Consider the following 13,278-nt stretch of genomic DNA (forward strand, 5'->3'; position numbering starts at 1 on the left):
ATTAAAAGAAATTATATGGACTTTGATTATTATATGCCTTTTCTGAAAGAAAAGTTTGGTCACCTGATAGAGAAATATCATCTTGAATTCATTGCTCCGCCCAATGAGTATGAAGCTGTCCTTGCAAATGAGCATGTGAAGATCAGGATGTTTATATTTTCAAGGGAAGATGGAATGGGAATATTTGTTACGGACCTTAAAAATAACAAAGGGGACCATCTGTTAAATATGATGAGTAAAATGGGAAAGAACAGCCGGGAAGAATTTAAAAAAGCGGAGGCGTTGGGGTTGATGAATCACGAAGCTGATGATAAGGGAGTAAAAAGAATTATTGCAGGAGCGGCATTTCTTTTAGAAGAATACGGTGATAAGATTCTTAAGGGCGATTTTTCTGAGGTAGAAGGTTAAAATGCGAATACGGATTTCTAAGGAATATGGAAATAGTTTAATATTATTGTATAATATAATCATATCTATATAACCATTATTCTATGTCCAACTGCAAAATTGTACTGTCCCTCAGCCTGTTGTTTTTAATGGCCTGTAGCAAAGACAAAGACGAAAACACGATCATCACAGATCCTCCGATGGGATTTGTTAATAAGAAAGGGGTAGATTTCAATACAGCAAGTACCAACGGAAGCTGGTACGGTAATGTAGTGAATCTGAAGAGTTACTGGTTTTATACCTGGGGTACCACTTTACCTTTCGAAAAGCAGCCCAATAACGCAGAATTCGTCACCATGTTCTGGGGTAAAGGCAACGTAACTGACGAGAACATCGCTTATGTTAAAAAATGGAAAGACTCCGGCAGGATAAAATATGTACTGGGGTTCAATGAACCTGATCTGGCCGATCAATCCAACATGACAGTAGACGAAGCGCTGGCTTTATGGCCTAAACTGGAAAGCATTGGTCTGCCTCTGGGCAGCCCGGCAGCATCCTGGCCAACCCGCGACTGGATCTACAGTTTCATGGACAAGGCGATCGCACAGAATCGCCGGGTAGACTTCATCTGCGTACACATGTACGTTGGGCTTGATGATGTTGACTTTGTGAAAGTACTGCGGGCTTTGTATGAAAAATACCATAAACCTATCTGGATTACAGAATTCGCTACCGCAGATCAGGATGCTAAAACCATGGAAGCAAACAGGTACACAGCAGAACAGGTACAGGCATTTATGCAAAGACTGTTGCCTCAGCTGGATTCCATACCTTTTATACAGCGTTATTCCTGGTTCTCCGGTTCACCCACCAGTACCCGGTTATGGCCTTCTGCTTTAGTGAAAGCAGATAGTACGCTCACTCCACTGGGTAAGTATTATTCAGAGTTCAAGCCTAATACAACGGTAACAGCCCGTTAATTACCTGATTATCACAGGCCGCAGAAGTTCATACTTCTGCGGCTTTTTATGAATATACCCAAATTAGTTCCCTGCTGTATTGGTTTTTTATTACTTTTATCCGGCATTCAAAGGGGATATAACATAAAGGGGTTTATTGGAACAGGACAACTTACACGATGAGCGGGAGTTGCTCAGAAGAGTCTCGGCAGGTGATGAAACGGCGTTTACTGTTTTGTTCAATACTTATTACCCTTTATTATCTACACACGTCTTCCGCATTACACGCTCTTTACCCGAAACAGAAGAAATTATCCAGGACGTCTTTTTTAAGATCTGGATGAGCCGGGAAACCTTACTTATTGTAGAACAATTCAAACCTTACCTATGGGTGATGGCAAAAAACCGCGCCCTGAATGCCCTGAAAAAGATGGCCAGGGAGCGTGATAACCAGGCCACCTGGCTACGTAGCGAGTTCCGGTCCGAAGCAGATACCCCCGATCCCCAGCTTATTTACCACTCCCTTATAGACGAAGCCATCGGCAAATTACCACCACAGCAGCGGAAGGTATTCCTGTTGAGTCGCCGTGAACGCCTGAAACAGGCCGAAATAGCCACTCAGATGGGTATTACCGTATCAACTGTCAAGAAATACATTCAGCTGGCTACTGAGTTTATAAGTGAGTATATAAAAGAAAGATACCACATCTATCTACCCCCGGTTTTACTGGCAGCAGTTTTTTTTTAAAGGCATATCTACTTTTTGATATTTCATATTGTCCTGTATATAGTAATCGCTATGGAACGAATAAATTACCTTTTTCACCGGTATTATGAACAAACGGCTACAGATGAAGAAGTCCGCGAGCTGATGGAGCTGCTGAAAGACCCGTCTCAGGACGCCCGTCTGTCTGCCATGCTGGAACAGCAGTGGGAAGGGCTTGTCGCTGCCGATCCGCGCTTTACGGCTGCCGAAGGGTTGCCGGTGCTGAACAGGGTACTGGGCAGGGAAGATAAAGTCCGTTTCCTGCCACGTTTACGCTGGGTGGCAGCAGCGGCAGTTATATTCCTTGGCGGAGTGACCGCTTTCTTATGGCAACAGCCTGCAAAAAAGTCCCAACAGGCACAGGTAATCATGCCGGGTTCCAACAAAGCAGTGCTTACATTGGCAGACGGTTCTTCCGTAACGCTGGACAGCACAGGGAAGCAGGTGATCAGACAGGGGAATACCACCATTATGCAATCCGGTGGCCAGTTGGAGTATACTACCAACGGCAATAGCAATACGATCAGTTATAATACTCTGCGCACACCACGTGGCGGCCAGTTCCACCTCACACTGCCAGACGGCTCCGCCGTATGGCTGAATGCAGCGTCTTCTGTCACTTATCCGACCGCCTTTACAGGGGCCGACCGTACCGTGAAAGTAACAGGGGAGGCCTATTTTGAAATAGCAAAAATGGCTAATAAGCCTTTCCGGGTAAAGATCAGTGAAACAACTGTAATAAATGTTCTGGGAACGAATTTCAATATCAATGCCTATACCGATGAACCTTTTACCAACACCACACTGCTCGAAGGCAGCATAGGAGTAATGACAGGAAATAATCAGCAGGTGGTCCTGCGGCCGGGCCAGCAGGCAAGAACTACCGGTACCGATGTGAAAGTACTGGACAATACGGATATAGACCAGGTAATAGCCTGGAAGAACGGTGCATTTAATTTTGATGGTACCGATCTCTCGTCCGTATTGCGCCAGCTTTCACGTTGGTACGATGTAGATGTGGTATTTGAAGGGAAGATACCTCAACGCCGCTTTGGAGGCGCTATTCAACGCAATCTGCAGTTACAGCAGGTACTGCGCATACTCGAAAAAATGGATATAAAATTCAGAATGGATGGACGGAAGCTGATAGTGGTACAGCAGTAAAACAGGAGCAAAGATCGTAAAAAGAAGCCGTTCTACGGACGAGGTAGAACGGCGATGGTTATGATCTCATTATAAAAAAGGTCTGCTCAGACTTTATCTATTTATCAACCAATAACCTTTACAAAAGTATGCATTTTGAAGCTTTTTGTAACCGGGATGCTATTGTTATGTTTTTTAAGCGAAGCAAACGCTTATTGAACAACTACCGGTTAAGTATCCAAACACTACGTGTTATGCGATTATCAACCATCATCATCCTTGCCTGCTGTATACAGGTAAGCGCTAAAACCTATTCGCAAAGTATCACCTATTCCTGCAGGAATGAGTCCCTGGAGAATGTTTTTAAAGTGATAAAGCAGCAGACCGGCTACCTGGTATTCTATGATCAGAACGAGCTGGACGTAAGTAAGAAAGTAACGCTCGACATTAAGGACCAGCCGCTCGAAACGCTTATCCGGCAGGCGCTCAAAGATCAGCCACTCAGTTATTCTTTCGAAGACAAAACGATTATCATCACTAAAAGGTCGATGGTAAATCAGATGCTGGCCGATATCAAGGTGCCACAGATGATCTACGGATTTGTGGTGGATGAAAGAGGGAATCCTATAGAACAGGCTTCTGTGATGTTGCTGCCTTCGAGAAAGCTGATGGTTACCGGTCCAACCGGGCGTTTTAACTTTCCGGATATAAAACCGGGCGACTATACATTAAGGATCTCGCATTTAAGTTATGAGAAACAGGACCAGCATATTACTGTTCCTGATGGTCCGGCATCAGGGTCGTTCACTGTTAAGATTATCATGCATATCTCTCTGACGAAACTAAGTGGGATCACTGTAAGTACGGGTTATCAGCAGATAGACCAGGCAACAGCTACCGGTTCTTATAATGTAATCACCGCCAGGGATATTGAAGCCAGTCCGGCCCTTAACCTGATGGAAAGGCTGGAAGGTACTATTCCCGGTGTACGCTTCGATCTCCGTAATAATACCATTGCCATCAGGGGTACGAATTCATATGGCGGGAACACCCCACCACTGGTTGTCATTGATGGTTTCCCGGCTATGGATCAGAGCCTTGTTAAAAATCCGGGGGGTACCATTGCAGCTACTACATTCGCTACCAACAATGCAATTATAGCTTCTTTTAACCCTGCTGATATCCAGAGCATCACTTTCCTGAAAGATGCGGCGGCTGCTGCCATATGGGGTGCGCAGGCTGCCAACGGCGTAATTGTGATAGAAACAAAAAGAGGCCGTAAGGGGATGTCTACATTCAATGCCACTGCCAATGTTAGTACATCAGCACCGGCAGATATGTCCAATCTCAATGTGATGAACAGCAAACAGTACATCGACTTTGAAAAGGAACTCTTTGACCTGAACTATTTTGCTGATCCGGCCTCATACTGGCGCTATCCGGCACAGGACGAAGCGCTGGAAGATATGTTCCAGGTACAACGGGGTGCTATTACTGCAGAAGAAAGAGATAAGAGACTGGAAGCACTGGGTAAAAAAAGTAACCTGGACCAGATAAAGAAATACCTGTTACAGAGCGCTGTTTCCCGGCAATACAACCTTTCTATGTCCGGTGGTGGTGATAACAACACCTACTACGTTTCAGGTAATTACTCCAAAGACCGTCCCGTTTTCAAAGGTAACAGCGCGGAAAAGTATTCTGTAACGGCCAATCTGACCAACGACCTGCTACAGAAAAGAATAACAATGACGACAGGTATTAACCAGACATACTCCAACAGTACGGTGAACAACGCGGCACTTGAAGCGATGAGCCCGGGTGCTAACGGCTTACGTCCTTACGAAATGCTGGTAGATGAACAGGGGAAATCCATTAACCGCTATATCGCTTTTACGCCACGTGTAACGGACAGCCTTACACGTCTGGGGTATCTTCCATGGACATTAAATTCTATTGATGAACTGGACCGCAACAATACCATTTACAAGAGTAGTTCATCAAGACTTACTTCTCAGCTCAGCGCTAAAATCACTGACTGGATCCGTTTTGATGTTTCGGGTATGTACCAGCGTGCATCAACGGACATGAAGAACCTGGCAGAATTGAATAGTTACGCTACGGTAGACCTGGTGAACACCGGTACCACTATCGTAAATGGTAAACCTGTATATGGTGTACCACTGGGGGGCGTATACAAACTTAGTAACTCTACATCTGAAGACTATACATTGAGGATACAACTGAATGCAGATAAGTCCTGGAGAAAAATCCATCACCTCATCGTGATTGCGGGTAATGAATTCCGGCAGACAAAATCGGGTGGATTCAACCAGACAAGATATGGGTTTAATACAGATCTGGGTACTTCTGTTACTGTAAATCCTACAGTACCCTATACTACTATATACCGTTATGGGAAAACCCTGCCCTCTGTAGATGGTACTATTTATGCAAACAGGAAAAGATATCTGTCTTATTATAGTACTGCCAATTATTCACTGTTAGACAAATATCATCTGTCTGGTAGTGTTCGTTTTGACGATTATAGTATGATAGGTGTAGAACGCAGAAAACGTGCAGTACCCTTATGGTCCGGTGGCGTGAAATGGGATATGACAAAGGAAAAATTCATGCATGATATCAAATGGCTGGATAATCTTTCCATACGTGTTACAGAAGGTATCGGAGGCTCTGTAAGTGCAGACGGATCTGCATTTACCACTATTAATCTGTATGGTACAGATGCACTCACTCAACAGGTATATGGTACCGTTGGTCTGCCCGGTAACACCATGCTGGGATGGGCAACTACCAGAACAACCAACGCTGGCTTTGATGCAGACCTGCTGAACAGCAGGCTCTCTGTTTCATTTGATATCTATAAAAAACATACCTATGGTATTGTTACTGCACAACCCGTGAATTCTACTTACGGATGGAGTTCTCTTTCTTTCAATACGTCAGATATGACCAACCATGGTGTGGAACTGAATTTAAATGGTACTATGATCCGGCAGACATACTGGACATGGAGCGCCAATTTTAATATTTCCTATAACACCAATAAAGTAACGGACGTTCGTTTCCCTGATAAGGTGCAGGACCCGTCCAGTTTATCCCAGATCATTTCTGGCTATCCGGTGGATAATGTGTTCGCATACAGATGGGCAGGACTGGATAATAAGGGCCAGTCGCAGGTATATACTGCTGCCGGAAAGATCATTACATCTGACATGTATTCTTCCGACAACCTGAAACCGGAAGACAAAAGATATATGGGGCGTAGAACGCCACCTGTTTTCGGTGGATTATCGCAAACAATCCGTTATAAGAATATCAGCCTGTCGGCACGCATGTCTTACTACCTCCGATATAAAGTACAGAAGCTGGGTATCAATAGCACATTGTATCCTACCGGTGGTTCCTACCAGGGATTCCTGTCTACAAGCAAAGAGCTGGCACAACGCTGGCGAAAACCAGGTGATGAAGCCTTTACGAACGTACCAGGTATAGTAGGAAGTAGCTTTAATAGCATTACCCGGTATTCACTGGCTGATTTTAATGTGATAGATGGAGATCATGCACGCCTGCAACAGGTAACACTGAGTTATACGCTGCCTGGATCCGTAATAAAAAGGCTCACATTCCTGAGGTCATTGACAATGGGCGCTACAGCCAGCAATCTGGGGATCATCTGGAGAAAGAACAAAGAAGGAATAGACCCGGATTACATATTTGCTGGTCAGTATAATTCACTGCCACCTTCAAAGAATTACACTTTTAACATTAATGCTTCATTTTAACATTTCAGATAATGACCAGGATCATATATACTTACATAGCCTGCCTGCTGTTGCTGGGAAGTACAGGATGCCGCAAATATGTGGAGATTGAACAGCAGGGAAAACGTACCCTGCATTATACAACGGATTACCAGTACCTGCTGAACAATACATCTGATATCGAACCATCATACTATTATCCCGTAGTGGCCAGTGATGATTATGGCCCCGCTGATGACGGTTTTCTGAACAGATTAGGCAGTGCAGAGGCGAATACCTTTATATGGGCAGCCGATTTTTTCGGAGATAATGCAGACCCTGACTGGGATAGAATGTATAAACAGATGTATGTGTTTAACCAGGTAACTACCGGCGTAATGAATAGTGATGGTGGCAGTGATGCTGATAAGCGGACTATCCTGGCGGAAGGACAGGTACACCGTGCATTTACCTACTTCTCCCTCGTAAATATTTATGCAAAACAATATGATGCGGCTACCGCTGCTACTGATGCGGGCGTTCCTTTAATATTGAACCCCGACTTCACTTCAAGTCTTGTACGTGTTTCTGTAAAAACTATCTATGACCAGATAAACAGCGACCTTACACAGGCCATTCCTAACTTACCTGATATATCAGCGCTGGCTTACAACCCGTCTAAGACGGCTGCGTATGCCATCCTGGCGAGGGCTTCCCTGCAAAAAGGTGAGTATGCGGATGCGGAAAAGTATGCAGACAGTGCACTGACACGACAGAGTGCCCTGGTGAATCTGAATGACTATATTGCCAGTCCGGTATCTTATCCAACAAAATATAAAGATCCCGAAATGATCTTTACCAAAAGTCTGTCTGTGAGTTCTGTTACATTACCGCTGAGCGCATCATTATTAAGTCTGTTCGATGCACATGATCTGCGTTATGAATTATTTACAACAGATGGTAGCACTTTTACCTTTAACTCTTTTGCTGGCCGTGGTTATTACAGACCTCGTCTTAATTCGGACAACCCCCTTACAGGCCCTACAACAGCAGAGATGATGCTGATCAAAGCAGAAGCTGAAGCAAGGGTGGGATCTTACACAGCGGCTGTTGACATCCTGAACACGATCCGTCAGAAACGTTTCCGCCCGGCAGACTATATAGCGCTCTCCGCAGCAAATGCTGCTGAAGCATTACAGCTGGTGATCAATGAAAGGAGAAGGGAACTGTTATGCAGGGGCCTACGCTGGTTTGATCAGAAACGCCTGAACAAAGAAGCTGCATTTGCGGCTACGGTAACAAGAGTATACAAAGGAGGAACTTATACACTGGAGCCTAACAGCAACCGGTATGTATTCCCTATACCGGCTAAAAATATATTGTTAAACCCGGAAATAACACAAAACCCAAGATAGCGTAAACAACAACATTAAAATTCAATCACTTTTTATGTCTAAACGGAAAATACAATTTTTCGCTTGTATGGTATTGTTTGCCCTGTTGGGTATGAGTACACTTGCCAGCGCACAATGGCGAAAAAAGAAAAAGGTGGTGGCTGCAGCCGCACCGGCATCAGATTCTACCAGGAAAAAAGAACCACCTAAAATAAAGCCTTACAAAGATGTCATTACAAAGGATATGACTACCAGCAGGGGATTCTTTACGGTACATACGTCTAAAGATGACAAGTACTATTTCGAATTGCCGGACAGTCTCTTTAACCGCGATATCATGATTGTGAGCAGAGTATCTAAAGCCTCTACGGAAATGCGTAACGGGGCCAGTGGTTATGCTGGTGATCAGATCGGAGAAACGGTATACCGCTTTGAAAAAGGACCGCAGAACAAGATCTTCATGAGACGTATTTCCTTTGCAGAATACGCAAAAGACAGCAGCATCTCTATTTATGCGGGTTTGCAGAAAAACAATATCATGGCTATTGTAGAGGCGTTCCCTGTATTAGCGTACAGTGCGGATTCTGCCGGTGTAGTGGTAGATGCCACGGATTTCCTGAACCGTGATAATGATAACATTTATTTCCAGCGGGCGGCGTTTAAAGCAAGGGCCGGCATGGGATCGCAGGTGAATGAACGGAGTTATATAAAGACCATTCATACTTTCCCTACCAACGTAGAGATTACTGCGGTGAAGACATACACCGCCGGACTTAATCCTACAGCGGCCTGTTATACTGTGGAGCTGAATGCGTCCCTGGTACTGTTGCCTGTTAAACCTATGCAGCCAAGGTACATGGATGATCGTGTAGGGTACTTTGGTGTAGCGCACAGAGACTATGAAACGAATCCGCAGAATGTACAGTACGAAGTGATTGCCCGTCGCTGGAGACTGGAACCCAGGCCGGAAGATGTTGAGAAATATAAAAGAGGTGAACTGGTAGAGCCCATCAAACCAATTGTATTTTATATAGATCCTGTAACTCCAAAGCAATGGGTGCCTTACCTGATAAAAGGAGTGAACGACTGGCAGAAAGCATTTGAACAGGCAGGTTTCAAGAATGCGATTTATGCCAGAGAAGCGCCTACGAAAGAAGAAGACAGCACCTGGAGCATAGACGATGCAAGACATGCGGCTATTGTATACCGTCCTTCTGAAATAGCAAATGCAATGGGGCCCAACGTAGCTGACCCAAGAAGCGGAGAGATCCTGGAAAGTCATATTTTCTGGTACCATAACGTGATGCAGTTACTGCAGAAATGGTATTTGATCCAGTGTGCGGCGGTTGATCCACGTGCAAGGAAACCGGTGTTCGACACCACCCTGATGGGAGACCTGGTGCGTTTTGTATCTTCTCATGAAGTAGGTCATACATTAGGTCTGCTGCATAACTTTGGTTCCAGTTCCACCGTACCGGTAGAGAACCTGCGTAATAAGGCATGGGTAGAAGTACATGGTCACACACCATCCATCATGGACTATGCACGTTTTAACTATGTAGCGCAGCCGGAAGATAACATCAGTGCTGCCGGATTATATCCACGTATCGGTGACTATGATAAATGGGCCATTGAATGGGGTTACAGATGGCATCCTGAATATAAGACCGCAGAAGAAGAGAAACTGGCGCTTACTAAAGTAGTAACAGATAGTCTGGCTAAGAATCACCGTCTGTGGTTTGGTAGCGAAATGGAACAATATGACGCAAGAAGTCAGAGTGAAGATCTTGGTGACGATGCAATGAAAGCCGGCATGTATGGGATTAAAAACCTGCAGCGAATTATGCCGCATATAGCGGAATGGACTGTCGTACCCGGAGAGTCGTCATTAGAAATGCAACATACCTATGAGGTCCTTTTCTCTCAGTATGCACGTTATTTAGGTCATGTGATGAAGAACATCGGGGGCATCTATCATAATGTAAAGTTATCTACTGAAGCAGGTCCGGTTTATGAGGTAGAAGATTATGCCCGTCAGAAAGAAGCTGTAGCGTTTATCTGTAAAGAAGTACTGGCAACGCCTATGTGGCTGAATGAAAGGAGTATCGTAGAGAGGCTGCCGATGAATTTTACCATTGAGCTTTCCTCTTTACAGATTGAACTTATCAATGGCCTCATCAACAGGGACCGTCTTAGCAGGATAGTAAACCAGGAGGTAAATGCGAAGGACAAAGTGTATACTATACAGGAATACATGACCGACCTGAACAAAGGTGTCTTCACAGAAATTTATGCAGGTAAGAACATTGATATCTACAGGCGTGATCTGCAGAAGATCTATGTAAGCCGTTTGCTGGAAGAAGCTACTATTGCTCCGGATGCCTATACTATGCTGGGAAACTACAGCTTTCATATGTATATCTCAGATTTACCTGAGATCATAAAAGATAATCTTCACCAGTTGCAGGCGCTTTGTAAGAAAGGAATGCAGAACCCGGCGCTTAACAAACAAACGAAACTGCATCTGAAAGAATTGGATGACAAGATCACAAAGAAGTTAAAAGCACCAAATGACAAAGATGCATAAATCCCGGTCTATTTCTATAGCGGGTCATCGCATATAAGCACATAAACATCCGGGCCCTGTTCAGGGACCGGTTAGATTTAGATTTTATCCCCTGCTATGTCCGTGGCAGGGGATTTTGTTTTCACGAACCACTGTCTGAAGCCGTGAAATATCAGCACTAATGGTCTGTTACTGCTAAACCCGGTAGTAAGGCCGTATTTTACTTTCTCTGTTTCAGGCTGGTAGGTGTGAAAAAGCCTGTCCCAGATCATAAATACACCACCAAAATTCTTATCGAGATAAAGGGGATTAGAGCCATGATGTACCCTATGTGCAGAAGGGGTATCCATAATGCCCTCTACAGGCCCTAATTTGTCAATTACTTCTGTATGAAGGAAGAACTGGTAAAGCAGGTTTAAACCGTAAGAAGCCGCTATAAAACCAGTTGGCAGCCCTATCAGTGCTGCCGGTACAAAGAATACCGGGCTTACCAGCGCGCTGAACCAGTTCAGCCGGTAAGCTGTTGTTAAATTCATCAGAGGGGAAGAGTGATGAATGAGATGAAAGGCCCATAATGGCTGCCATATATGTGATATCCTGTGAAACCAGTAATAAAGGAAGTCGGCCACTATAAAGGTGATCCCAAAAAACCACCAGGTATGCGGTAAATGAACAGGTGCAATGCGGGTGGCTAACCCTATAATAGCCAGCTGATAACCGGCAAACAGTACTTTGGATACCTGGAACCCTGCCAGTATGAGGAGGTTGGTCGCTGTTTCCTTCACCTGATAAACTTTTTTATCATTCCGCCAGCTCCAGCATATTTCCGCCAGTATTAACACGGAAAGAAAAGCCAGTATTATTAACCTGTGATGTCCCGGAATATGCATGATCGTTGATTTTAATACAATAGCAAAGGTCTGCCCATTATAAGCTGTTTTTTGGGTAAAAACCAGTGAAACGGACAAATAAAGGGGTGAAGTGGCACTTTCATACGGGATAGTACCCCCATTATGAGTTTGATTATTCGTAAATTTGTTGCCGGATAATAGACTGATAGCAATGAACAAACAATTAATGATCTTTAGCACGGTAATGTTGTTTTCCCTTTTTTGTAAAGGACAGGAAGACTGGAAACTGAAGCAAAGCAAAGAAGGAATCGAGATTTACACCAAACCCCTTGAGAATTCTCATCTCAAAGGTATCAAGGTAAAATGTGCCTTACCCGTTACTTTATCACAGCTGGTTACTGTTATTATGGATGTAAATACAGCAGCAGAATGGGTATACAGTACAAAATCAAGCACTTTATTAAAGAAGGTAAATGCGGGCGAACTGTATTACTATTCAGAAGTAAGTTTACCCTGGCCTATTAGTAACCGCGATTTTATAGCCCATTTAAAAGTCACGCAGGACCCGCACACAAAAGTGGTCACGATAGACGGACCGGTAGTCAGCAATTACTTACCTGAAAAGAAAGACATTGTCCGTGTCAGAAGCTCGTATGGTAAATGGGTGCTCACTCCTCAGAAGAATAACGTAAAGATAGAATACACCCTGGAAACTGATCCGGGTGGTTCATTACCTGCATGGCTCGTAAATCTTTTTGTAGCGAAAGGTCCTCACGAAACTTTCAAAAACCTGAAAGTACAACTGAGTAAAGCAGAGTATAAAAATGTAACGCTTGCATACATTAAAGAGTAAATAATAACACTCCTCTGATCGGTAGTAACTCAGTATGATTTTTAGATGCAGGGCAACGCCCTGCAAAACCCTTAATCAAAATAAATCAAACTGAGCTACTACCTATTGATCAAAATTTTGTTGTGAGAATAAAATTTGTATAAATTAGCTTTATTATAGAGTTGTTAACCGATTGTTTGTTCAGGATTGTACATGTGATGTATTAGTTAACCTATACAAAAGACTCGCCTTATTCTGCTATAAGGGAGTAAATATTTTCTCACTTCTAAAAAAAATTTGTAACCTATCTGGTTACAATGTATCTTTGATTATGATCGAAACCATAGCACACAAAGGGCTACGGTTGTTGTGGGAAAAAAACGATCCCGCAAAACTTCCGCCCATGCAAGTGGATAAAATCACACGTATTCTTACGGTCTTAAATGTAATTAAAACCGTAGAACCATTGAAGAAAATACCCGGGTATAAATTTCACTATCTCAGCGGTAATTATGAAGGCTTCTGTGCTGTTTCAGTCACAGGTAACTACAGGATCATATTCCGTTTTGAGGAAGAAAATGTCTACGATGTTTATTATTTAGATTATCACTAAAAAGAC

The 13,278-nt window shown here is 43.8% G+C and carries 10 protein-coding genes; 9 read left to right on the forward strand and 1 reads right to left on the reverse strand.

Features of this window, described 5'->3' with window-relative positions; translation table 11 throughout:
* Positions 1-15 precede the first annotated feature (15 nt).
* The 7 genes from GO495_RS20895 (at position 16) to GO495_RS20925 (ending at position 10,997) form a co-directional block, all read left to right on the forward strand.
* Complete coding sequence (locus GO495_RS20895; RefSeq protein WP_157301672.1) at positions 16-408, forward strand: hypothetical protein; 393 nt, start codon at positions 16-18, stop codon at positions 406-408.
* An 83-nt stretch (positions 409-491) separates the two neighbouring features.
* A complete protein-coding gene (locus tag GO495_RS20900) occupies positions 492-1,367 on the forward strand; it encodes a glycosyl hydrolase (RefSeq protein WP_157301673.1) in 876 nt (291 codons plus the stop codon).
* Positions 1,368-1,503: 136 nt separating this feature from the next.
* Positions 1,504-2,094, forward strand: a complete 591-nt coding sequence (locus GO495_RS20905) for an RNA polymerase sigma factor (protein WP_157301674.1) — start codon at positions 1,504-1,506, stop codon at positions 2,092-2,094.
* Between the two features lie 51 nt (positions 2,095-2,145).
* Complete coding sequence (locus GO495_RS20910) at positions 2,146-3,276, forward strand: FecR family protein (RefSeq protein ID WP_157301675.1); 1,131 nt, start codon at positions 2,146-2,148, stop codon at positions 3,274-3,276.
* 233 nt (positions 3,277-3,509) lie between these two features.
* Positions 3,510-7,058 (forward strand): SusC/RagA family TonB-linked outer membrane protein, encoded by a 3,549-nt coding sequence (locus tag GO495_RS20915; protein ID WP_170302699.1) that lies wholly within the window; start codon positions 3,510-3,512, stop codon positions 7,056-7,058.
* Between the two features lie 11 nt (positions 7,059-7,069).
* Positions 7,070-8,431 carry a RagB/SusD family nutrient uptake outer membrane protein gene (locus GO495_RS20920; RefSeq protein ID WP_157301677.1) on the forward strand — a complete coding sequence of 454 codons (1,362 nt, stop codon included), beginning with the start codon at positions 7,070-7,072 and terminating at the stop codon, positions 8,429-8,431.
* 34 nt (positions 8,432-8,465) lie between these two features.
* Entirely contained in the window at positions 8,466-10,997 is a 2,532-nt protein-coding gene (locus GO495_RS20925) for a zinc-dependent metalloprotease (RefSeq protein WP_157301678.1), read from the forward strand.
* Positions 10,998-11,074: 77 nt separating this feature from the next.
* Here the strand turns inward: GO495_RS20925 and GO495_RS20930 are convergent, their stop codons facing one another.
* Positions 11,075-11,866, reverse strand: coding sequence for a sterol desaturase family protein (locus tag GO495_RS20930; protein WP_157301679.1), 792 nt, complete (start codon positions 11,864-11,866; stop codon positions 11,075-11,077).
* A 172-nt stretch (positions 11,867-12,038) separates the two neighbouring features.
* Between GO495_RS20930 and GO495_RS20935 the strand changes: the two genes are divergently transcribed.
* On the forward strand, positions 12,039-12,680 hold the full coding sequence (locus GO495_RS20935; protein ID WP_157301680.1) for an START domain-containing protein: 642 nt from the start codon (positions 12,039-12,041) through the stop codon (positions 12,678-12,680).
* Between the two features lie 310 nt (positions 12,681-12,990).
* A complete protein-coding gene (locus tag GO495_RS20940; protein ID WP_157301681.1) occupies positions 12,991-13,272 on the forward strand; it encodes a type II toxin-antitoxin system RelE/ParE family toxin in 282 nt (93 codons plus the stop codon).
* Positions 13,273-13,278: the final 6 nt, after the last annotated feature.

The sequence above is a fragment of the Chitinophaga oryziterrae genome, assembly GCF_009758125.1.
Taxonomy (GTDB): Bacteria; Bacteroidota; Bacteroidia; order Chitinophagales; family Chitinophagaceae; genus Chitinophaga; species Chitinophaga oryziterrae.

What these genes read in the sequence shown, in the direction of transcription:
- GO495_RS20925 (WP_157301678.1), top strand. Translation starts at nt 8,466, where the DNA reads ATGTCTAAACGGAAAATACAATTTTTCGCTTGTATGGTATTGTTTGCC.
- GO495_RS20915 (WP_170302699.1), top strand. Translation starts at nt 3,510, where the DNA reads ATGCGATTATCAACCATCATCATCCTTGCCTGCTGTATACAGGTAAGC.
- GO495_RS20910 (WP_157301675.1), top strand. Translation starts at nt 2,146, where the DNA reads ATGGAACGAATAAATTACCTTTTTCACCGGTATTATGAACAAACGGCT.
- GO495_RS20935 (WP_157301680.1), top strand. Translation starts at nt 12,039, where the DNA reads ATGAACAAACAATTAATGATCTTTAGCACGGTAATGTTGTTTTCCCTT.
- GO495_RS20920 (WP_157301677.1), top strand. Translation starts at nt 7,070, where the DNA reads ATGACCAGGATCATATATACTTACATAGCCTGCCTGCTGTTGCTGGGA.
- GO495_RS20940 (WP_157301681.1), top strand. Translation starts at nt 12,991, where the DNA reads ATGATCGAAACCATAGCACACAAAGGGCTACGGTTGTTGTGGGAAAAA.
- GO495_RS20895 (WP_157301672.1), top strand. Translation starts at nt 16, where the DNA reads ATGGACTTTGATTATTATATGCCTTTTCTGAAAGAAAAGTTTGGTCAC.
- GO495_RS20930 (WP_157301679.1), bottom strand. Translation starts at nt 11,866, where the DNA reads ATGCATATTCCGGGACATCACAGGTTAATAATACTGGCTTTTCTTTCC.
- GO495_RS20900 (WP_157301673.1), top strand. Translation starts at nt 492, where the DNA reads ATGTCCAACTGCAAAATTGTACTGTCCCTCAGCCTGTTGTTTTTAATG.